Raw genomic sequence first — 21660 nt, 5'->3', positions numbered from 1 at the left:
GCTCAGCCCATCGTTAGACATATGCCTGCCAGGCCGTTTTAAGCAGCAAAAGCGTCACAACTGCCACAAACACCCGGCGCACCAGCGTGGTTCCATGCTTTAGCGCCAGTGCACTGCCTAACAGGCTGCCCGCGATATTGGCGGCCGCCATGGCCAAGCCCAGTTGCCACCAGACTGCACCGCTCCAGCCCAGCACCGCTAACGTTGCCAGATTGGTACTGGCGTTTAACACTTTAGCAGAGGCAGAAGCATGCAAAAAATCCTGGCCGAGAAAACGCACCAGCATAAAAATAAAAAAACTGCCGGTGCCTGGTCCAAAGAAACCGTCATACCAGCCGATGCTGACCCCAATGGCCAACGCAATCATCCATCGCTGCCGCACGCTGTGGCCCCGGGCCCCCTGTTCGACCCCAAACTGCGGAAACTTGAGCGTATAAACCAACACCAGCAATAACACCGCTGGTAATAGCTTGCGCAAAAAATCTGGCGCGACCCAGGTCAAGGTCCATGCCCCCAGGCAGGCGCCTAAAAATGCAGCCAGCATTGCAGGGACTAACCAGGCCCAATCCAGACGCACATGCCGACTATAGCGCCATGCGGCAACACTGGTGCCAAACACACTGGAACACTTATTGGTGCCAAGCAACAGCACCGGCGCGGTATTCGGAAAGCTGGTTAGCAAAGCTGGGACGGTCACCAGCCCACCGCCGCCCACCATGGCATCCACCACGCCCGCCCCAAAAGCGGCCAGAATCACCCACCAGAGTTCCACCCCTACCCCCGGACTAATCGCCACCCAGGCCGGGCGGCTGATCACGCGGATCCAGCGCCACCTGCGTCGCCTCGCCAGTGTCCAGGGCGTATGCCGTCAGTTCTCGCCCCCATAAACAACCGGTGTCCAGCGCGATCACGCCATGCGCTTGATACAGGCCCAACGCCGACCAGTGCCCACACAGGATGGGCTGCTTGGCCTGGGCGGACTGGCGACCGGCCGCCTGAAACCAGGGCAGATACCCGGCCGGTAGCTCAGACAGTTCGCCTTTGAACGCGAACTCCATCGCGCCGGCCGCATCCACCACACGCATGCGGGTCAGCGCATTGGTAATCGCCCGCAAGCGGTCCATGCCGGTCAAGTCCGCGTGCCAGGCGGCAGGCTGATTACCATACATCTGTTGCAAAAAGCCCAGATAGTCGGGCGATTGCAACACCACCTCAACCTCGGCAGCCAGCGCCCTCGCTTGCGGCAACAACCACTGCGGATACAAGCCGGCATGTATCATGGCATAGTCGTCTTCCAGCACCATCAATGGTTGATGCCGCAACCAGTGTAATAACGCTTCGCCATCCTCGGCTGCCAATAAAGGCGCTAAAGTGTCAAAGCGATGCGGTGGCCGCACGGCGTGTGCGACGGCAATGGCATGCAAATCATGGTTACCCAGCACCACCTTGATATGCTCGCGATGCGCATATAACCAGCGCAATACCGGTAGTGATCCCGTGCCGCGGTTGATCAAATCGCCAACCAGCCACAACTGGTCGCGCCCAGGCGCAAAGTTTAGCTTTGCCAGCAACTGCATAAAAGAATGATAGCAACCTTGCAGGTCGCCAATTGCGTATCTCGCCATGGCTATGCACCTATCTGAAATCGATTTACGGGCACTGCTACACACTCAACTTCCGTCGCGATACGGCGTTGCTCATCAAGAAATTTCTCCTGCCATATCAACTATATGCAGCATCAAATTTTTTCATGCGCGCCTTGCCTGGCTTAGCGATTTGAAGGTGTAGAAGCGCCCTGACCAATAAAAAAGCCGCTTGAGATTCAAGCGGCTTATCGCAATATTGCTGTTTATTTTTTCAAGCTGGCAGGATCAAATTTGGCCCCTGCCTGATTCGCCATATAGGCCACAGCATCCGCGACTTCGTGGTCAGTCAACTCTGCGTTACCGCCGCGCGCTGGCATGCTACGAATCCCTTCGATGGCATGTTTTACCAAGGTTTCATAGCCTTGTGCAATACGTGGACCCCAGTCACCGGCATTACCGATTTTTGGCGCACCCAAGGCACCCACACCGTGGCAAGCGATACACACGCCTTTAACAATCTCTTCACCGCTCTTTTCAACGTGCGCGCCACCTGCTTCAGCCACGGCCACTGTCGCAACCGGGGCAATATTGGCCAGCACTTTTTGCTCTGCTGCTTCAGCCGCTTCTTTGCTTGGGGCTGCTTTTTCGGCACCAAACACGCCAAAAAGATATGCCAGCAGCGAAACCAGCAATGTGAAAGCAATAATGGCGCCTGGAATGGCAATAATTAACTCTTTAATGCTTGAACTCTGATTGTAACCCGACATATCTGCATCCCGTTGCGTTAGAAAAATTTTCCACGTGATTATAGCGCAGAACCGCCAGACAGGAAACGCGCACCGGTATTTACTGCCATGCAAAACAAACAGCCGGGCTGATTCCCAGACCCGGCTGACATTCGCACAGATAAAACCGTACTACTTTTGTCGACGACGCAACATCGCCAATGAGAGCAAGCCCATCCCCAGCATCGCTGCGGAGCCGGGTTCAGGGACAGCACTGACCTTGAACAAGGAAGTGGTGTTGGAGCTTTCATTCGAGAACGCCAGGAAAATCTGTCCGGCTTTTTCAAACGCAACCAAGCCTTCTGGCGCTTTGTCGCCGTCTGAGACAATCATATCAATAAAGCTGACTTTGGTAGGATCAGTGATATCAAACAGCGCTACGGCCCCTTTCAGGGTTCGCTCCAAACCGATAGCAGCGATGGTACGGCCACCGAGGGTAAACAAGTCCACACCTTCTGGCTCAACCCCTTTGTCGCGGCTACGGGCGTCATCATAAATCCCACGTGCAAAAGCTTCTTTATCAAGGATATCGCCACTGTCGTAAACCAGACTACCATCGGCATTACGGATGCTGAAAGAACGCGCACCCGCGGCGTACAGATCGCCTGCAGATGAATCGGTGTTTGATACGCGGATATTGGCCAAATCCCCAGTCGCGCCTAATGAACTGGCATTAGAACGATCACCGTCATCCTCCCGGAAATCACCTTCGTTCGCAGTCACCAAGTAGTCCTTGCCAGCGACGTTGTAAGTCGCGATCCCGTCAGGCATGTACAACCCTTTTACGTTGGCACTAATAAAATTAACGCTACCATTGTTAAGCGGGTCTATGCTGTTGCCCGGCAGGCTGAAGTCTTTGGCACCCAAGCCAACCACCTGGGTAAATGAATTGGTGTTCATGTCCAAAATGCCGATGGCATTCGCCTCTTGAAGGGTCACGTAAGCCTTGCTGCCATCTGCACTGACGGCAATATACTCAGGCTCATAATCCATGCCAGTATTATTGCGAATATGGCTACCTGAAGTAGGCACTCCAGACAACGTGGCAGTGGCCGCCACGCTACGATTGGTTACATCAATAATAGTCACGCTACCGACTGGATCATTGGCTGCCGGATTGAATACGCGTGGCACCGTGCTGCCTTTACGTGTGCCATACACATCTGGCGTCCCTTCATTGGCAACCAAAATCTTGCTGCCATCCGGCGTAAAAGTCAGCATATCTGGCAATGCACCGACCGTAAATGTATTAGTCCCAGACGCAAGACTTCTGGTTGTGGTGTTATATAACTGCACGATCCCCGGTTGAGTACGTGCACTGTTTTCGATGGCAAATGCCGCCATGCCATTGCTGATGCTGACGCTATTGATGTTACCGAAGCTACTGGTGTCAATATGCTGCACCAGGCTGCCAGTAGCCGCATTCAAAACATCTACGCCTTTGACGCCGGCGACCCATAAAGTATTGGTCATGGCATCAAATGCCGGAATTTCAGACAAATAACCACTCCCACTATGGCTAAAGGTCCACTCTTTGCTAATCTGATAACTGGTTGCAGCCTCAGCCACGCCCATGCTGCCCACTAGCAAGCCAATCATTAAAGTCATTTTTTTCATGTGTATACTCTCCTCAAAAAGTGAGAAAAGCATAGGCATCATGCATGACAAATCCTTGACAGTTAAATGTCAATTAAATGAAAACGGACTAGTCATGTAAAATCAAACCGCGCTGAAATTACAACCTCGCATAAGCGTAGTTTTGCGGATACACCACTTTTTCCCGTGCATCAGTCCAGATAATGTCGCAACTGTCATCATCCATATGCACCATGCGGCCATTACGGTCTACGCAATACTCGCCACAGACGATGCGCTCAACAATTTCATAGCCCTGCGCAATACGGGTGTAATCAAACAAAATGGAGCGGATGACGGTGCTGTCGCGCTGGATATGGCACCCAGAATTAATCCAGGTCGGGCCAACAATACGGGTATTTTTATCAATCCGGCTACCAGCACCAATGTATACCGGCCCTTCAATCTGCGTGTGCTCCCAGTCAATATGCACGTTGAGGCCCACCCACACCCCCGGCTTGACCTGCTTGCCCGGAATCGGCATCGACGGGAAGAAGCCTTGCATCATTTGCTGCATCACCAGCCAGTAATCGGTCACCACGCCAATATCAATCCAGTTAAACGGATGCTGGATCGCATAAAACGGCAAGCCTTTTTGCACCAATAAAGGAAACAAGTCCGAGCCAATATCAAACTCGCTGCCAGAGGGGATCAAGTCCAGCACCTCCGGCTCAAAAATATAAATGCCGGTACTCGCCCAGTTAGAGCGCGCCTCCAGCTGGCTAGGCTTCTCCTGAAACGAAATAATGCGCCCTTCATTGTTGGTCACCACCACACCATAGCCAGACACCTTGTCCATTGGCACCTGCATGGTCACCAGGCTCGCCAGTGCGCCTTTTTCCTTGTGCTCTTTCACCGCACGCGTAATGTCCAGATCAATAATCGCATCCCCGCACAACACAATCGTGGTTTCATCAAAAAAGCCGCTAAAGTCCTGAATCTTGCGCATGCCACCGGCTGAGCCCACTGCATGCGGCACTACCTGACCATCCACAATATCGCCCTCAAACGAGTAGCCAATATTCACGCCAAATCGATGACCATCCTCAAAGTAATCCTGAATCTTTTTGTGCAGATAACTGACATTGACCATAATATCCGCCACCCCATGCAATGCCAGGTGCTCCACCAGATAAGCCATCACCGGCTTGCCCAGCACCGGAATCATCGGCTTGGGTAAATCATAAGTCAGTGGCCGAACGCGAGTGCCCTTCCCCGCAGCTAAAATCATGGCTTTCATCGTGCTATATCCTCATATGTTTAGATTTATCAGCCAAGCATAGTCACGCTCTATGACACGATTATTGCAACCTTTAGTACGCTCCCCGAGTCAAGGCAAGGTGAGCGCTACCCCCTGCCCGCCAAACGACTGCCGCTTTTTTAGTGATACTTACTAAAAGCCCAGGCATTTGGGCTATGATTTAAGCGTTTCAAATGCAACCACAAACATAACGCCTGCCCTGCCCCCACATGATTTATTTAAATGTTTTCCTCATTGCCTTCATCGCGTTTGCAATCAGTATGGTTTGCGGCGGCGGCGCAGGCCTGCTACTGATCCCCATTCTGGGCCACGTGCTCCCGGCGTCTCAGGTGCCAGCGGCGCTATCGGTAGGCACCTCAGTGAGTTCACTGACCAAGCTTTATTTGTTCTTCCAGCACATTAACTGGCGCATCGTCAGGCACTTTCTACCCCTCGCCTTACTGGGGGTGATCGTCGGCGCCTGGCTACTCAGCTACCTGGCCCCGATGTACATCGAGCTGTGCATGGCCATTTTTCTGGTCTGCAACCTGCCCTACCTCTTCAAAAAAACCACCGCCCCCAGTGCAGACAAACCCGCGCTATCCAACCACTTTCTTAAATTCATCGGTTTTCTCGCAGGCTTTATCTCCGCCCTCACCGGCGCAGTCGGCGTCTTGTTCAATGGTGTTTACCTCAGATACGGGCTCAGCAAAGAAGAAATCATCGCCACCCGCGCAGCCAATGAGATTTTTCTGCACATCGTCAAACTGGGCCTATATGCCTATTTCGGATTATTTACGCTAAAAGCACTCACCATCGGCATACTGGTCGCCATTGCTGCCGTCGCAGCCACCTACCTGATGAAATACGTGCTACCTAAAATCTCCATCAGCCTCTTTAGCAAAATTGGCTACGGTGCCATGGTCTTGTCAGGCGTCGTCTTGCTCAACAGTGCCATCATCCGCATTCAAGAAGCACACGACCCCAACGTACACATCGTCCGCGTCTCCAAGGGCTATGACGCCACGCTAAACTGGGATGATTTAATCTACACCATCGAGTTCAAATACGGCGAAGGCTTTGAATTTGAAAGGATTATTCCATTCACAGCGCTGGACGCGCCAAGACAAGCCCATGTAAACGAACAGAATATAGGCGCTGACAAAATTGTCATCGAAAAAGTCTATTCTCTGAAGAAAATCTCATACGAAGCCTATTACTACAAAGGCGAAACTAACTTGATCAAAAAGATCAAGTTTAAGTAACAGCGAGAAACGCTTTGAATCAAACACACCTAAAAATTGAGCGGCGACAAGCGAAGCCAGCCGCACTTAATTTGCTATAATGGCAGGATTGCGCCCGTAGCTCAGCTGGATAGAGTATTGGTTTCCGAAGCCAAGGGTCGTGGGTTCGACTCCCGCCGGGCGCACCATCAAAAAAATAAAAGCCAAGATAGTGATTTCTAACTTGGATTTTTTGTTTCGACTTGGTGCTCTTCTTATAGCTTATAGCTACCCTCCCAACTCTTACTGATCAAGCCTGTCTCTGTATGAAGGCGGATTATCAAGGCTATCTCTAGGCGGCTCTGCTGGAGACACTTTATGCTTGTGAGAATAGGGTTGCCTGGGTTTATAGCCACTACAGACATTTATACAATTTTTATTTTTGGCTTTTTTCAATTTACAGGTTTTTAATACCTGTTTTAATAGACTGAATACCTCGTAACAACATGAAAGAGTGAGGTATGTTTTATTTAATTCCTGATGCACCATTGCAGCATTCGCTTACCAAAGCGCTTTTAAATATCCCATATATTCATTCCAGACGCATCCTACGAACACCTAGACACATAGCCAATCATCTGGACTATATTCGAATGACGGTCACCATTGATGTGCATTTAATGTCTCAATTCCGATTCATCTTAGCCACACAGTTCAAAAACCTAGTGCCTTCTTACAGCGTGAAAACAGTTGACCGTTCCAAACGTGTCAAAATATCTATCAAAGCAGTGTCCGGCTGTGAGCAGAAAATCATGTCAGTGGTCATGCAATTCTTTGAATCTGCCGAGTTTGGCCATTTCACGAAGGAGGTTTGAATCATGGATGGAGACTCTGCTTGTTTGGTATCGCATGGATATGAGAAGGTTAAAGACGTACACTCAGTGGTCATAAACGATAAAACACCACTGGAAGGGATCTGGGTACCCTTGGTAACGCCATTCAAACATGGCGAGCTTGATCTGGATGCATTAAAAACGCTTACGCAACGCATGGTAAATTATGGCGTGCATGGTCTGGTGGTCTGTAGCACCACAGGCGAAATGGGTAGTTTGCGACTAGATGAACAATTACAGATCATCCGAACGGTACAGCAAGTCACGCACAAAAAAATGCCAATTCTAATCGGTCTGCTTGGCACAGATACGCGTGCATTAGTACATCAGGCGCAATTACTAGACTCATTAAACCCTTTTGGCTTTCTGATCGCTCCACCATCCTTTATCAGACCATCCCAAGAAGGCTTGTTCGCTCACTTCAGCGCATTAGCTGACGCCATTTCTTCCAGCATTGTGTTGTATAACATTCCCGCACGCGCTGGCGTTCCGATTCACCTGGAGACAGTGCAGCGTCTCGCAAACAATCCCACCTTTATTGGTATCAAGGAATCCAGCGGCAACTCGGAAACTTTGTACCGCACTATTAAAGAAACCAATCTGCGCGTGATGTGTGGAGACGATAGCCTTATTCTGGATGGATTGCTGCATGGTGCTGCAGGTGCTATCTCGGCTTCTGCACATATCCATACAGAAAGCTTCCTTCGTCTGTACGAGCTTGCTAAACAGCAGAAATGTCGTGAGGCCAGCCAACAATTTGCCCACTTGGAAACACTGATTCATTTATTGTTTAAAGAGCCTAACCCGGCACCTGTGAAAACGTTACTGGGGCATCAAGGATTGATATATCCGGAGCTAAGACTACCAATGACTGATGTGACACCTGCGCTCAAAAAAGAACTGATTCAAGCATTTAGCCTGTCAGAGACAGTCCTTATTCAAGCCGCTTAAGCTGTGTCAGCATCCAGTACCAGCCTGTAGCCAACCGCAATTTCGGTTATAAAATGCTTGGGCTGGGCTGGATCTTCTTCCAGTTTGTTACGCAAATGGCCCATATAAATACGCAAATAGTGCGTATGTTCAACATTAGATGGCCCCCAAACTTCTTTCAATAAGTAACGCTGGGTCAACACACAGCCTGCTGAACGTAACAAGACGGTTAATAAACGGTACTCAATCGGCGTCAGCGATACGGGCTGTCCATCCCGATACACATGGCGCTTGATAAAATCCACCGTGATACGGCCAAACTTGATATTGGACTGGCTATTATTCTGCTGAACTGTATTGTGCCTTCTCAAATGGGCACGTATTCTGGCCAATAACTCTTCAGAACCAAATGGCTTAGTAATGTAATCATCTGCGCCAGCATCTAGCGCGTTGACTTTATCGTGTTCGTTAGAGCGGGCAGACAGCACAATAATTGGGATAGAACTCCAGGTCCGTACTTCTTGAATCAGTTCAACACCATTCATATCGGGCAATCCCAAGTCAATAATAGCCACCTCAGGCTTTCGCGTGCCAATCTCCACCAAGCCACGCTTGCCATTTTCTGCAGAGTAAACCGCAAAGCTCTCTGCTTCTAAAATAATGGTAATGAGGCGACGAATTTGATCTTCGTCTTCAACAACGACGATATTACCCTTTGTATCAGACATCTTTAAATCTCCATTTCACTAACCAGTGGCGGTGTTTTCACAGGTAAGGTGAAAATAAAGGTCGTTCCTTTTTTCGGATTTTTTTCCGCCCAGATTTTGCCACCATGGGCATCAATAATTGCCTTGCAAATTGACAGACCTAACCCTATACCAGGAATGGATGATTCGCTACGGCCACGGGTAAACTTCTGAAAGATGCTAGCCTCCATCCCATCTGGCAATCCTTGACCTTCATCAGTAAATGACACATGGATATGTTGTTTATTTTGCTGTGCCGCAATGATGACCTCTGTGCCAAGCTCGCTGTATTTACAGGCGTTATCTAATAAGTTACTTAATACACGTTCAATCAGAATGGCATCAACAAACAGCAATGGAATATGCTCCATTGGTTTTACTGTCACCCGATGACCTTGCAGTGTCGTTTGCAAGCCATTAATAGCAGAACCGACTATTTCTTCTAGCACATGCCAATCACTGTTTAATTTCACAGTACCGGATTGCAATCTGGCCATATCCAAGAGATTCAAAACCAGATTTTGCATCCGGATCCCTTGGTCATGCAAACCAGCGATCAGCTTATACTCATTGGTTGTTACATCAATAGACTCTTTTAGTTGCCCTGTTGTGGCAATGATGCTGGTTAAGGGAGTTCTTAAATCATGCGAAATTGCGCTCAGCAGAGAGTTTCTTAAACGTTCAGTTTCCATCGAAATAACAGCATCACGAGCAATTTCTACATAGTGTTTACGCTCCAGCGCCAGCCCAATTTGCGAAGCAAAAGTATCTAGCAACTGTCGATGTTCTGGCAGATAGATTTCTTGATTACTGTCTGGTGAAATCGCCAGCACACCGCGGGTACGCATGGGGGCTTTGAGCGGGATATATAAAATTTTGCTTGAGGGTAGAGTGTCTGTACCTAATCCGGCTTGCTGTTGCCTGTCATATGTCCATTGCGCAATGCCCAGATCTACCTCAGGTAATTTTGTTTCCAGCAAAGAGATATCGTTAGACTCCGTAACCTGTGCAATTTGCAATTGTTCATTTGAATCTGGCGTCAGAATGGCTACTTTGGAATTAAACATTCTGGCAACGTGATGAATGCTGACTTCAACAATATGGCTGGTAGTCATGGCTGAGGCTAATTCTTTACCCACTTCATACAATGCCAAACTGCGCTTTTCTCTGTAGTTGGCAATCATTGCCTGCTTGCGCAAACTGGAGGTCAGATTGCTGATTACTAAAGCCACTGAAAGCATAATGGCAAACGTGAGCAAGTATTGGGTATCCGAAACAGTAAAAGAAAAACGAGGCGGCACAAAGAAGAAATCAAAAATAGACACGCTCAAGAATGAAGCAGCAATACCTGGGCCTCTTCCATAACGAATAGAAATCAGCATCACGCCAAGCAGATACAGCATGATGATATTTGCCAATTCAAAATAAAGCAGCAAGACGCTGGCTACTAGTGAAGTAATGGCGCTGATGACGACCGCCCAGACATAACCTTGCCGCTTCTGGTTGTTAAAGTGCGCACTCATGCTTAATGCACTCAGTTTTGATCTTTTATGTTTGGATGATCTTTCCCTGCCCTTCATCACGATATGCACATCAATATCTGTAGCTGCTTTTGCCAGTGCATCACTGACACTAGGTTGGAAAAAGCGTGACAAAATTGATCGGGTTGGCTTCCCTATAACAATGCGTGAGACATTATGGCTAAGTGCATATTCCAATAACTTGTCGGTCACTGAGTCGCCGCTAAGATTGGCAGTTGTGGCGCCTAGTGATTGTGCCAATCTGAGCAATTCGGTAATTTCCTTGCGCGCTGCTATGCTGATATTTTGCAATGCAGGCGTTTCGATATAAGCCACCAGCCAGTCAGCCTTCAGGCTTTGTGCCAGTCGAGCTGCAGTGCGGATCAGGCTCTCAGATTCTTTGTTGGGACCAATACCAACTAAAATACGCTCATTAGCCTGCCAGATATCCTGTATCGATTGATCCTGGCGATACTCCTGCATCTGTGCATCAACGCGGTCTGCTGTACGCCTTAATGCCAGCTCACGTAAAGCAATCAGATTGCCTTTACGGAAGAAGTTTTTAAGTGCTTTTTGCGCTTGCTCCGGGATATAAATCCGGCCTTCGTCCAAACGCTGTAATAATTCTTCTGGAGGCAAATCGATGAGTACCACTTCATCGGCTAAATCAAACACGCTATCCGGAATGGTCTCTTGTACCTTTACACCGGTGATTTGAGCTACGATATCATTCAGGCTTTCGATATGCTGCACATTGACAGTGGTATACACATCAATGCCAGAAGACAATAACTCTTCAACATCTTGCCAGCGTTTCTTGTGTCTTGAGCCTTCTACATTCGAGTGAGCTAATTCATCTACCAGAATCACGGTTGGGTGAATGCGCAACGCTTCATCAATATCAAACTCTTTAAGTGTTTTATTCCGATAGGGAATTTCCTTCAGTGGCAAACATCGCAGACCTTCCACTCTTAAAGCAGTCTCTGAGCGGCCATGTGTTTCGATGACACCAACGAGTACATGTACATGTTCCCGTTGCAAGGCATGCGCTGCATTCAGCATGGCGCAAGTTTTACCGACGCCAGCCGAACTACCAAAGAATACTTTTAATTTGCCTCTAAGGCTTTTCCGGTTTTCAAGATCAAGCTGCTTAAGCAATTGATCTGGATTAGGGCGTACCACAGTTTTATTCATTTATCACAGCTTGTATGGGAAGGTGATGCTATCAGTGTAAAGGATGCAAGCCATGCACGCTATTTCCCGGCAAAGACAAAATAATCCTGACGGTCACGTTGTCTGCCAGCGCAGTAGGCACATCAAAAATCATCTGCGTTTTACCGTTCAATGCACCATTCTCTACAGTAAATACATGGATCTGTTGACCACATGTTGCAAAAATCACTTTTTTAACCAAATCTACACATTCTTTTTGAGCATACAGTTCTATCGAGATGGTTGGCTTGCGCTCAACAATTCTCTGAGCTTGTTTTGGAAATAGCTGAAACATCATCTACCTCTAGGAACGGTTGATTTCATCCAGTGCCAGGTTAAGCTGGAGCACATTGACACGCTGTTCACCAAAGATTCCCCATTGACGACCCACCACATGTTTCATGACTAATGTTTTCACAGTTTCGTTATCCATCTGCCTAGCTTTCGCGACTCTTGCTACCTGATATAAAGCGGCTGCTGGGCTGATTTCCGGGTCCAGGCCGCTGCCTGAGGTTGTAATCAGGTCTACAGGTACTGGATGATTGCTATGTGTAGCGGCCTGTTGGATTTTTACACGCTCGCTCACTGCTTTTGTCAAGGCAGGGTTTAACGGGCCTAAATTAGAGCCGGATGAAGCTGCCGCATTATTTGGGTATGGGCTAGTAGCAGAAGGTCTGCCCCAGAAATACTTTTCGTCGCTGAAGTTCTGGCCGATCAGGGCTGAACCAATCACTTTGCCATCTTTTTTAATCAACGAGCCTTCAACCTGTTCAGGAAAAAATGTTTGACCTATGCCTGTGACCAATAGTGGATAAGCCACACCAGTGACCAAGGTCAGGCTGAGAAACATTACTAGAGAGACATGTACTATATTTTTCATGAAATTCACCTTTCAACTCACTAGACAATGCCAATTGCAACTAGCAAGACATCGATGGCTTTAATGCCGATAAACGGGACGATAATGCCGCCTAGCCCATAAATCAGCATGTTTCTTCGTAATAATGCTGCCGCGCCTATGGCACGATAGGCCACGCCATTAAGGGCCAGAGGAATCAAAACGACAATAATCAGGGCATTGAAAATCACTGCAGATAAGATGGCAGAGTTGGGGGAGCCAAGATGCATCACGTTGAGTGCAGCTAATGCTGGATAAGTGCTGGCAAAAGCAGCTGGAATAATTGCAAAATACTTGGCAATATCATTAGCGATACTGAAAGTGGTCAGCGAGCCACGCGTCATCAGCATTTGCTTACCGATCTCAACGATCTCAATCAGTTTGGTCGGGTTTGAGTCCAAGTCAACCATATTACCGGCTTCTTTTGCTGCCTGTGTACCTGTATTCATTGCTACAGCGACATCGGCCTGCGCCAATGCTGGTGCATCGTTGGTACCGTCGCCGGTCATGGCAACCAGTTTGCCTTCAGCCTGATGGTCACGAATCAACTGTAATTTCGCTTCGGGGGTTGCTTCAGCCAGAAAATCATCTACCCCTGCCTCTGCAGCAATAGATGCAGCCGTTAAACGGTTGTCGCCGGTGATCATCACGGTTTTGATGCCCATATTGCGCAATTCGGCAAAGCGCTCTTTGATACCACCTTTGACGATATCTTTCAGCTCGACTGCACCTAACACCTTTGCATCATCTGCGACGACCAGTGGCGTGCTACCACGCTTGGCAATATCGTCCACAATCCGAATCAATTCATCAGGATATGCACCACCCAGGCTAACGACATGCTGTTTGATCGCACTTGCTGCACCTTTGCGGATTTGGCGTTCACCCAGATTGATTCCACTCATTTTGGTATGTGCTGAGAAAGGCACAAACACTGCACCTAAGGATTGCATATCTCGTTCGCGGATAGCGAATTTGTTTTTAGCCAATACGACAATACTGCGGCCTTCAGGTGTTTCGTCAGCTAGCGAAGACAGCTGAGCGACATCCGCCAAAGCTTCTTCGGTAATTCCACTAATTGGGAAAAAGGCTGAAGCCTGACGGTTACCTAGCGTGATGGTTCCGGTTTTATCCAGCAGCAACACATCCACGTCACCTGCAGCTTCCACCGCCTTACCAGACACAGCAATCACATTGGCTTGCAACATGCGGCTCATACCGGCAACGCCAATCGCAGACAGCAGTCCGGCAATCGTGGTCGGGATCAGACAGACCAACAAAGCTACTAACACGACGATAGAAACAGGTTCACCTGCACCCATTGCATTGACGCTGAAGATCGACATAGGCAACAAGGTTACTGTGGCCAGCAAGAAAACAATCGTCAACGACACCAGTAAAATGGTCAATGCAATTTCATTGGGTGTTTTCTGACGCGTAGCACCTTCTACCATGGCAATCATACGGTCTAAAAATGCTTCGCCCGGATTGACGGTAACGCGTACTACAATCCAGTCAGACAGTACCTGTGTACCACCAGTGACAGCACTAAAGTCACCACCGGACTCACGGATCACTGGTGCAGATTCACCGGTAATCGCGGCTTCATTCACTGAAGCAATCCCTTCAAGCACTTCACCATCGGCTGGAATCGTATCACCTGCTTCAACCAACACAATATCGTCTTTGCGCAGTGACAGACTATCCACTAGACTGACCTTGGCCGACTTGCTAGCGCTGGCCAGTTTTTTGGCAGGCACGTTCTTCTTGGAACTACGCAAGCTGGCTGCCTGGGCTTTGCTCTTGCCTTCAGCAATTGCCTCGGAAAAGTTGGCAAAAATCACGGTGAACCACAGCCATAGACTGATCAAACCAACGAAGCCAGACTGTGTATTCACTTCGGAGAACAATCCGGCAAAGAACAAAGCTGTGGTCAGGATGCTGCCCAGGTACACCACAAACATCACCGGATTGCGCCATTGCACCTGTGGTGACAGGCGCAGGATGGACTGAACGAATGCCGTTTTCAGTTGATCCATCTTCGGTAAGTTGCTAACAGTATTTGTAGCCATCAATTTACTCACTCTCTTACTTTCTTAACGTCGCATTAGTGTTGTGAAAACAACATCAAATGCTCAATGCCTGGACCTAGTGCTAGCGCTGGGATATAGGTCAATGCCCCTACCAGAATCACTGCACCGATCAACAGGCCGATAAACAGCGGTCCATGCGTAGGCAAAGTACCTAAGCCCGGTTTAATGCGTTTCTTGGTAGCCAATGAACCGGCAATCGCAAGCACTGGCACAATGATGCCAAACCGGCCAAACCACATGGCAAATGCAAGCATGAAGTTATAAAACGGGGTGTTGGCAGATAACCCGGCAAAGGCGCTGCCATTGTTATTGGCTGCAGATGAGTAGGCATAAAGAATTTCACTCAAGCCATGCGCCCCTGGGTTAGCAATACCAGCAAGACCTGGTTCAACCACCACCGAAATTGCCACTCCGATCAGTACCAACAATGGCGTTACCAGAATAATCAGTGCTGACATTTTCATTTCGAACACTTCGATTTTCTTACCTTGGTATTCAGGTGTGCGACCTATCATCAGCCCGGCTACAAACACGGCGATCACGGCATAAATCAGCATGGTGTACAAACCGGAACCGACACCACCAAACACTACTTCGCCCAATTGCATCAACCACATCGGCATCATGCCGCCAATAGGTGTAAAGGAATCATGCATGGCGTTCACTGCGCCACAGGATGCAGCGGTGGTGATCGTGGCAAATAAGGCTGATGTCACGATACCGAAACGTGTTTCTTTTCCTTCCATATTGCCACCAGGCTGTTGCAAGGTAGAGGTAGTATCCGCACCGACACTGGTCAACAGAGGGTTGCCGATCAATTCAGAACGAATCGTCACGCCAGCCATGACCACGAACATGATGGCCATTGCACCGAATACAGCCCAGCCTTGCCTGCGATCACCCACCATCATGCCAAAGGCATAGCACAATCCAGCCGGGATCAGAAAGATGACCAGCATCTGAATAAAGTTAGTCAGCGGGGTAGGGTTTTCAAACGGGTGTGCAGAGTTGGCGTTAAAGAAACCACCGCCGTTGGTGCCCAGCATTTTGATTGCTTCCTGCGAGGCAACAGGACCCATGGCAATATGTTGTGTCTGAGTTGTTGCCTGCTCGGTCATCTCGCTACCTGCAACGGCCACTTCATATTGGGTTGTTTCAACGGTTCGTGCATCGACATAAGGGTTGAAGTTCTGGATCACCCCTTGTTGCATGAAGATTGTCGCCAGCACTAATGAAGCAGGCATTAACAAATACAAGGTGGAGCGAGTCAAATCTACCCAAAAGTTACCGATGCGGTCAGTGTTGCTTCTGGCAAAGCCGCGAATCAATGCAATCACAACTGCAATACCTGTTGCTGCAGAAACAAAGTTCTGAACAGACAAGCCTATCATCTGCGTGAAATAGCTCATGGTAGTTTCACCGCTGTAACCTTGCCAGTTAGTGTTGGTGACAAAACTCACTGCCGTGTTGAAGGCAGAATCCCAAGTCACGTTGGCAAGTTTTTCCGGGTTGAGTGGCAGCCATGCCTGCAATATTTGCAACAAGAAAACAAACAGGACACCGATTGCATTAAACGCTAACAAAGCCAATGCATAAGCTTTCCAGTTCATTTCGATTTTGTGGTCTATGCCGGATAAGCGGTAAATCAGGCGTTCTGGTGCGCCTAGCCATTTGTGATCCTGCAAAGATCGTGTTTCCATGACCTTGTATATCAGCTGTCCTGCTGGCTTGGTCAGCAACAGCAACACGAGCATATACAAACCAACTTGTATAAATCCATTCGTGAACATGTTAAAAGCGCTCCGGATTGATAAGGGCGTAAATGAGATATACAAACAGGAACGCTGCTGTGACTCCGCTAATGATGTAAATCATGCTCAGTACCTCTTTAATTTCTAAAACGTCAAAAACAACTTTTGACACCAGAGTCAGGTTACGCCTTCGAAAATAAAGAAGTTGTAATGAAAAAATGCTGGCGTATAAAAAATGTATAAATACACCAGCAAGTGCGGGAGAATCGGAGTTTTAGAAACTCTCTTAGAAGGAAATGGCAAGTAAGGTAGTAGCCATCAGACTGAATAGCCACTAATTTGTAGACTCTGTTCAGCCGATTGATTGAACAGCCTTTCACAGTTAGTGGAGATCCCGAGTGAAAAAACTCGATAGATCACTCGAACCCGTGCCTCTGCTTTTATAAATTAACTGTTCAAACAAGCTCGACTTCAACGAGATTATCGCTAAACGTATTTGAGTGGCCCATGTCGCCATACTCGGCAGAACTGATACAGTTCACCGTCCCTTTGTTGAGTTGCCGCCAATAGCCAAGAGTAGCGACCACGATGCCAGGATTCACGTCTGTGGTGACACGGGCAACTGCTTCAAAAGCGCCTCTTTCGTTATAGGTTTTGACCATCATGCCATCCTGCACATCGCGTGCGAGTGCATCTACCGGGTTGATCATCAGGTATTGCTCGCCTTGCACACGGAGTTTGGATTCCATATTCGCGTAGGAAGAGTTGATAAAGCCATGGCTTTTGGGGGAGATGATGTTTAATGGAAACCTGGCCGCCAGCGCTGCGTTGGTATCAGGAGCTTCCCGACTGGGCACATAGGCCGGCAATGGGTCTAAATCCTCACCTGGTTGAAAACCGTCATACATCTGCCTGAAGGGGCCGGCGACAAAATTCTTGGCGCCTTCAACCATGAACATGCATTTACCGGTTGGGGTGGGGAAGTTCCCCTCGCGATGCGGGGCGCGGTCGTCTTTGGTGCCTACATTCAGTCTTGCAAACCCGTGCTCACGCATGTAGTTGAGGTCTATGCCTTGGCAGGCGGGCGAATTCCAATCTACATAGTTTTCAAGACATTCGCTGTCGCTCCATTTGAAATTGTCTTCTTCGAATCCTAACCGTTTTGCCAAGCGCCGGAATATTTCATTGTTGGGTAAGGCTTCGCCAGGAGGCTCTATGCATTTGGTGTTATAGGTAAGGTATAAATGGCCCCAGGATAAGATCATGTCTTCCTGCTCTGCACCCATGGCGGCGGGCAAGACAATATCTGCATAAGAGGCGGTATCAGAGATGAAATGATCAGCCACAATCGTAAACAGGTCTTCGCGCTTGAGCCCTTCGATGACCTTGTCAGTTTCGGGCGATTGGGTGACCGGATTGGTATTCCACACCATGATAGATTTAATCGGCACCTCTAGCGGCGTTTCGCCAAGCAGCGCCCGGCCTAATTGCAGGATATTCACCACTGGCGTATCTTCAGGGATCAAGTCCGGCCTGCAAATCACGTCAAACTTGTAAGGATGCTCCCAGACCGGGAATTGCAGCGCACCGCCGCCAACGTGTCGCCAGGCTCCAATCAGGGCGGGCAATGAGGTGACAGCGCGTATCGCCTGACTGCCGCCATAACTGCGTTCCAGCGCAACGCCAATGCGGATGGCGGCTGGCGGCGTGGTCGCATATTCGCGGGCAAACAACCGAATCTGGTCGGCGGGGATGCCTGTGATGTCAGCTGCCCATTCCGGCGTGCAGGGTTTAGCTCTTTCCGCCAGCTCGGCATAACCCACGGTATATTTCTCAACATAGTCATGATCAACCAAGTCTTCTGCAATGATCACGTGCATCATGGCCATGGCCAGCGCGCCATCGGTCCCTGGCCTGGGGGCAATATGCCAATCGGCTTCTTTTGCTGTTTTGGAAGCGAACGAATCCACCACGACGATCTTCGCCCCTCGTTTTTGCGCATCTTTAATAATATGCCAGTGATGCAGATTGGTGGAGACAGAGTTACACGCCCAGATGACGATGAATTTGGCATGGATGAAGCTTTCGGGATCCACGCCGGCGGTCGGCCCGACCGTGAGTAGCCAGGCAGTGCAAGAGCCTTCACCACAAAAGGTTCTTTCACAAACGGTGGCGCCCAGCCGGTTGAAAAAGGCATCCCCACCATTGAGTCCATGCACCAGCCCCTGGTTACCCAAATAACTGACGGGTAATATGGCGCGGGGACCGGTATCTTTGATCAATGCCTGCCATCGATCCACAATGGTATCCAGAGCCTCATCCCAGGTGATGCGCTCAAACTGATTCGTGCCTTTGGGCCCGACCCGCTTCATGGGGTACAGCAGGCGGTTGGGGTGATAATGCCGCTTTTCGTAATCTTTTAATTTGACGCATAACCCGCCTCGCGTCATCGGATGATCAGGGTTACCTGAAACTGAAATCAGCTCGCCGTTTTTGACATGAAACTGCATCGCGCAAGTATCAGGACAATCATGCGGACAACCACCATGAAAGGTTTGGACTACATCTGCAACATCATTCATATGACACTCCAAGCGCACTGTTATATGCCGTCATGTTTTAAAAAGAATCAATGCAAGACAGGTCTGTCTATTCCGAATACTATACCCCTTAGCATGGAAATACAATGCTGCTGGATATTGATACTTTTTGCTCTTAAAGCGGATCATCGCCTGCAGATAGAAAGTTTGAACATGGGTTGCATGAATCGCTATTCAAACTCGATATAATCGTTCTGGGCGATACGCAAACAAAATCAATTGTGTTTTCCCAGCACCCCAATTTATGAATCGCTGCTTATTTTTAAGACTCAATCAATGCAAACCGCCACCCTGCGTGACTTAACCCAGCACTTTAGCCAACACGGTCGACTGGAAAACATTTACCTTCGTCCAGATCGCGGCCAGCCTTGTTTGTCACCCAATCAAGCCTTAGCGATAGCAAACCGTGGATTGCAAGGGGATAGAGCCAGCTTGCGCGCGTCATCACAAGCGAATGGCAGCAAACGGCAAGTAACCTTGCTGCAAGCCGAGCATTTACCGGTGATTGCGGCACTCACGGGTCGGGCGCAGGTGGATCCGGCGGTGCTCAGGCGCAACCTGATTGTCTCCGGGCTCAATCTGCTGGCGGCTAAATCGCTGTTTAAAGATCAGCCCTTGCATCTATTGATAGGTGAAGTGGTGCTGGAGGTGACTGGCCCTTGTGAGCCATGCTCACGTATGGAGCAGGTGCTGGGGACAGGCGGTTACAACGCCATGCGTGGTCATGGCGGGGTCACCGCTCGGGTTTTAAAAAGTGGGATACTGCAGCGAGGAGACCCGGTGCGGGTGATGGTCGCTGAGTCTGCAACAGATGCGCCGTTGCAATCGTCTTTGAGCTTCTAGCAGAAGCAGCCCGCAAAATTATTTTTTCCTGACTTGTCTTCGCCGTCCAAACCCCTGGCTAAGCCCGCTTCAATCCCCGGCGTTGAATCAGGGGTTGATACATTTCGTGACAAAATCTTTTGCACAATAATCGCACCAATTGTTAGATTAGCTGCCTAGCAAATGCAGCACTCAATGCGGTGATGCAAGGTTACGCCCTGTAAACAGATATCACAGTGAGTCCCACCCGAATTACAAACTCCTCCCGTTTGCGATTTGGAATTTTCTTTTTCTGGAAAACCAGAATCGGAGGATGGGCGCGATAAAATGCAAGTTGCGGGGGTGAATGATTGACCGCATGAAGAGATGTTTGTATTTTCAACGTTGAGCAAGCATATTGAGTCGGCTATGTCTAATAAAAAAGCGCTATTGAACACTGCAATAGGACTGATTGCCCTGGGATTGGCGATCTGGTTCTGGAAACATTCGCGTACCGATCAAGGGGCTGAGGTGCCCCAGGCCGAGGCGCAAGCTGAGCAGGGGCATGGTCGCGGGCACGGCGGCCATCATGGCCCGGGGGGAGACAAGCCCACGCCAGTGACAGCGGCCACGGTGACGGTTGCCGATATTCCGGTGACACATACGGCGCTGGGGACGGCGATTCCATCTGCGGTGGTGACGGTGACCAGCCGCGTGGCCGGGCAATTGATTCAAGTGGCTTTTCAGGAAGGTCAGCTGGTCAAGCAAGGGCAGTTATTGGCGAAGATTGATCCGCGTCCGTTTGAAACGGCGCTGGGGCAGATTCAGGGGCAGGCGGTGCGTAACCAGGCCTTGCTCAAAAACAGCCAGATTGATTTGGAGCGCTATAAAACCCTGCAAGCGCAAGACTCGATTGCCTCGCAGCAAGTAGACTCACAAGCCTCCCTAGTGCAGCAATATCAGGGCACGGTGCAGGCCGACAAAGCCTCGGTGGAAAACGCCAGGTTACAGCTCAGTTTTACCAACATCACCGCGCCAATCAGCGGCCGCATTGGCTTGCGCCAGGTCGATAGCGGCAACAATATCGACACCACCAGCCCGATTGCGGTGATTAATGCGATTCATCCTATCCATGTGGTGTTTACGCTGCCGGAAGACCGCATCACGCGCCTGGTGGCACAAAGCCAGTCAAGCGCTGGCTTGCACAAACTCAAGGTAGAAGCGTGGGACAAAGGCAATACGCGGCGGTTGGCCAGCGGGGTGCTTGAGAGTATTGATAACCAGATTGATACGACTTCGGGCACACTTAAGCTCAAGGCGGCCTTTGCCAACGAGGACGACCATCTGTTTCCTAACCAGTTTGTGAATGTGAAACTGTTTAGCGAGACGATTCCGCATGCCAGCGTGATCCCGATCAATGCCTTGCAGCAAGGGCCGGACGGCGCTTTTGTCTATAAAATTGTGCCCGATACCAACGGCGAAAAAGTGGTGTTGCAAGCGGTGACGGTGGGGCATACCGACGCGGAAATCGCGGCCATTACCAAGGGCTTGCAGCCGGGTGACCGGGTGGTGAGCAGCGGCATTGATAAACTCAAGCAAGACGCCAAAGTGCGGGTCAAGGACCCGAATCACGCGCTGGATCCGGCTGAGCAGGCGGACCCAACGCCGGCCAATGGTAGCGCTGAGGGACAAGCATCCAAGCATAGACGCCGCGCGGCAGCCGGGGCATAAGCGGCAACGCCTGACG

At 49.5% G+C, this 21660-nt stretch carries 18 protein-coding genes and 1 tRNA gene; 6 read left to right on the top strand and 13 right to left on the bottom strand.

What is annotated here, in order from left to right:
• Positions 1-13: 13 nt before the first annotated feature.
• The 5 genes from ACFQ1T_RS02240 to ACFQ1T_RS02220 form a co-directional block, all read right to left on the bottom strand.
• The gene (locus ACFQ1T_RS02240; protein ID WP_379073664.1) at positions 14-817 is read right to left on the bottom strand and encodes a sulfite exporter TauE/SafE family protein; all 804 of its coding nucleotides are present in this window, start codon (positions 815-817) and stop codon (positions 14-16) included.
• Positions 786-1625, bottom strand: coding sequence for a symmetrical bis(5'-nucleosyl)-tetraphosphatase (locus tag ACFQ1T_RS02235; protein ID WP_379073662.1), 840 nt, complete (start codon positions 1623-1625; stop codon positions 786-788). Before ACFQ1T_RS02235 ends, ACFQ1T_RS02240 begins: the two co-directional genes overlap by 32 nt.
• 224 nt (positions 1626-1849) lie before the next feature.
• Entirely contained in the window at positions 1850-2353 is a 504-nt protein-coding gene (locus tag ACFQ1T_RS02230; RefSeq protein ID WP_194749441.1) for a c-type cytochrome, read from the bottom strand.
• A gap of 150 nt (positions 2354-2503) precedes the next feature.
• A complete protein-coding gene (locus ACFQ1T_RS02225; RefSeq protein WP_379073660.1) occupies positions 2504-3988 on the bottom strand; it encodes a choice-of-anchor I family protein in 1485 nt (494 codons plus the stop codon).
• 118 nt (positions 3989-4106) lie between these two features.
• The gene (locus tag ACFQ1T_RS02220; protein ID WP_379073658.1) at positions 4107-5246 is read right to left on the bottom strand and encodes a sugar phosphate nucleotidyltransferase; all 1140 of its coding nucleotides are present in this window, start codon (positions 5244-5246) and stop codon (positions 4107-4109) included.
• Positions 5247-5476: 230 nt separating this feature from the next.
• On the opposite strand from ACFQ1T_RS02220, the gene ACFQ1T_RS02215 reads away from it, so the two are divergent.
• The 4 genes from ACFQ1T_RS02215 to dapA all read left to right on the top strand — a co-directional run bounded on the left by ACFQ1T_RS02215 (position 5477) and on the right by dapA (position 8313).
• Positions 5477-6511 (top strand): sulfite exporter TauE/SafE family protein, encoded by a 1035-nt coding sequence (locus tag ACFQ1T_RS02215; protein WP_379073656.1) that lies wholly within the window; start codon positions 5477-5479, stop codon positions 6509-6511.
• A gap of 90 nt (positions 6512-6601) precedes the next feature.
• Positions 6602-6678: transfer RNA gene (locus tag ACFQ1T_RS02210), tRNA-Arg, on the top strand.
• A 312-nt stretch (positions 6679-6990) separates the two neighbouring features.
• Entirely contained in the window at positions 6991-7344 is a 354-nt protein-coding gene (locus ACFQ1T_RS02205; RefSeq protein ID WP_379073654.1) for a hypothetical protein, read from the top strand.
• Between the two features lie 3 nt (positions 7345-7347).
• Positions 7348-8313, top strand: coding sequence for a 4-hydroxy-tetrahydrodipicolinate synthase (dapA, locus tag ACFQ1T_RS02200; protein ID WP_379073652.1), 966 nt, complete (start codon positions 7348-7350; stop codon positions 8311-8313).
• Here dapA and kdpE read toward each other — a convergent pair.
• The 8 genes from kdpE to ACFQ1T_RS02160 form a co-directional block, all read right to left on the bottom strand.
• Positions 8310-9020: a two-component system response regulator KdpE gene (gene kdpE, locus ACFQ1T_RS02195; RefSeq protein ID WP_379073650.1), complete on the bottom strand. Its 711-nt coding sequence runs from the start codon at positions 9018-9020 to the stop codon at positions 8310-8312. The genes dapA and kdpE overlap by 4 nt on opposite strands.
• 2 nt (positions 9021-9022) lie before the next feature.
• Positions 9023-11752 (bottom strand): DUF4118 domain-containing protein, encoded by a 2730-nt coding sequence (locus ACFQ1T_RS02190; protein ID WP_379073648.1) that lies wholly within the window; start codon positions 11750-11752, stop codon positions 9023-9025.
• A 31-nt stretch (positions 11753-11783) separates the two neighbouring features.
• On the bottom strand, positions 11784-12068 hold the full coding sequence (locus ACFQ1T_RS02185) for a hypothetical protein (RefSeq protein ID WP_379073646.1): 285 nt from the start codon (positions 12066-12068) through the stop codon (positions 11784-11786).
• Positions 12069-12074: 6 nt separating this feature from the next.
• Complete coding sequence (gene kdpC / locus ACFQ1T_RS02180) at positions 12075-12650, bottom strand: potassium-transporting ATPase subunit KdpC (protein ID WP_379073644.1); 576 nt, start codon at positions 12648-12650, stop codon at positions 12075-12077.
• A gap of 20 nt (positions 12651-12670) precedes the next feature.
• Positions 12671-14707: a potassium-transporting ATPase subunit KdpB gene (gene kdpB / locus ACFQ1T_RS02175; RefSeq protein ID WP_379073642.1), complete on the bottom strand. Its 2037-nt coding sequence runs from the start codon at positions 14705-14707 to the stop codon at positions 12671-12673.
• 68 nt (positions 14708-14775) lie between these two features.
• Positions 14776-16551, bottom strand: a complete 1776-nt coding sequence (gene kdpA / locus ACFQ1T_RS02170; protein WP_379073640.1) for a potassium-transporting ATPase subunit KdpA — start codon at positions 16549-16551, stop codon at positions 14776-14778.
• A 1-nt stretch (position 16552) separates the two neighbouring features.
• Positions 16553-16636 carry a K(+)-transporting ATPase subunit F gene (gene kdpF / locus ACFQ1T_RS02165; protein ID WP_379073774.1) on the bottom strand — a complete coding sequence of 28 codons (84 nt, stop codon included), beginning with the start codon at positions 16634-16636 and terminating at the stop codon, positions 16553-16555.
• A 331-nt stretch (positions 16637-16967) separates the two neighbouring features.
• Positions 16968-19094, bottom strand: coding sequence for a molybdopterin-containing oxidoreductase family protein (locus tag ACFQ1T_RS02160; RefSeq protein ID WP_379073638.1), 2127 nt, complete (start codon positions 19092-19094; stop codon positions 16968-16970).
• Positions 19095-19388: 294 nt separating this feature from the next.
• On the opposite strand from ACFQ1T_RS02160, the gene ACFQ1T_RS02155 reads away from it, so the two are divergent.
• Together ACFQ1T_RS02155 and ACFQ1T_RS02150 are read left to right on the top strand one after the other, a co-directional pair.
• Positions 19389-19955, top strand: a complete 567-nt coding sequence (locus ACFQ1T_RS02155) for an MOSC domain-containing protein (protein ID WP_379073636.1) — start codon at positions 19389-19391, stop codon at positions 19953-19955.
• A 387-nt stretch (positions 19956-20342) separates the two neighbouring features.
• Positions 20343-21644, top strand: coding sequence for an MdtA/MuxA family multidrug efflux RND transporter periplasmic adaptor subunit (locus ACFQ1T_RS02150; protein ID WP_379073634.1), 1302 nt, complete (start codon positions 20343-20345; stop codon positions 21642-21644).
• The last annotated feature ends 16 nt before the right edge of the window (positions 21645-21660 follow it).

It is taken from the genome of Methylophilus glucosoxydans, assembly GCF_042676145.1.
Lineage (GTDB): Bacteria > Pseudomonadota > Gammaproteobacteria > Burkholderiales > Methylophilaceae > Methylophilus > Methylophilus glucosoxydans.
This window is presented reverse-complemented; position numbering and strand designations above follow the sequence as displayed.

What these genes read in the sequence shown, in the direction of transcription:
- ACFQ1T_RS02205 (WP_379073654.1), top strand. Translation starts at nt 6,991, where the DNA reads ATGTTTTATTTAATTCCTGATGCACCATTGCAGCATTCGCTTACCAAA.
- ACFQ1T_RS02155 (WP_379073636.1), top strand. Translation starts at nt 19,389, where the DNA reads ATGCAAACCGCCACCCTGCGTGACTTAACCCAGCACTTTAGCCAACAC.
- ACFQ1T_RS02190 (WP_379073648.1), bottom strand. Translation starts at nt 11,752, where the DNA reads ATGAATAAAACTGTGGTACGCCCTAATCCAGATCAATTGCTTAAGCAG.
- ACFQ1T_RS02160 (WP_379073638.1), bottom strand. Translation starts at nt 19,094, where the DNA reads ATGAATGATGTTGCAGATGTAGTCCAAACCTTTCATGGTGGTTGTCCG.
- ACFQ1T_RS02235 (WP_379073662.1), bottom strand. Translation starts at nt 1,625, where the DNA reads ATGGCGAGATACGCAATTGGCGACCTGCAAGGTTGCTATCATTCTTTT.
- kdpB (WP_379073642.1), bottom strand. Translation starts at nt 14,707, where the DNA reads ATGGATCAACTGAAAACGGCATTCGTTCAGTCCATCCTGCGCCTGTCA.
- ACFQ1T_RS02220 (WP_379073658.1), bottom strand. Translation starts at nt 5,246, where the DNA reads ATGAAAGCCATGATTTTAGCTGCGGGGAAGGGCACTCGCGTTCGGCCA.
- kdpC (WP_379073644.1), bottom strand. Translation starts at nt 12,650, where the DNA reads ATGAAAAATATAGTACATGTCTCTCTAGTAATGTTTCTCAGCCTGACC.
- dapA (WP_379073652.1), top strand. Translation starts at nt 7,348, where the DNA reads ATGGATGGAGACTCTGCTTGTTTGGTATCGCATGGATATGAGAAGGTT.
- kdpA (WP_379073640.1), bottom strand. Translation starts at nt 16,551, where the DNA reads ATGTTCACGAATGGATTTATACAAGTTGGTTTGTATATGCTCGTGTTG.
- ACFQ1T_RS02150 (WP_379073634.1), top strand. Translation starts at nt 20,343, where the DNA reads ATGTCTAATAAAAAAGCGCTATTGAACACTGCAATAGGACTGATTGCC.
- ACFQ1T_RS02225 (WP_379073660.1), bottom strand. Translation starts at nt 3,988, where the DNA reads ATGAAAAAAATGACTTTAATGATTGGCTTGCTAGTGGGCAGCATGGGC.
- kdpF (WP_379073774.1), bottom strand. Translation starts at nt 16,636, where the DNA reads ATGATTTACATCATTAGCGGAGTCACAGCAGCGTTCCTGTTTGTATAT.
- kdpE (WP_379073650.1), bottom strand. Translation starts at nt 9,020, where the DNA reads ATGTCTGATACAAAGGGTAATATCGTCGTTGTTGAAGACGAAGATCAA.
- ACFQ1T_RS02215 (WP_379073656.1), top strand. Translation starts at nt 5,477, where the DNA reads ATGATTTATTTAAATGTTTTCCTCATTGCCTTCATCGCGTTTGCAATC.
- ACFQ1T_RS02185 (WP_379073646.1), bottom strand. Translation starts at nt 12,068, where the DNA reads ATGATGTTTCAGCTATTTCCAAAACAAGCTCAGAGAATTGTTGAGCGC.
- ACFQ1T_RS02230 (WP_194749441.1), bottom strand. Translation starts at nt 2,353, where the DNA reads ATGTCGGGTTACAATCAGAGTTCAAGCATTAAAGAGTTAATTATTGCC.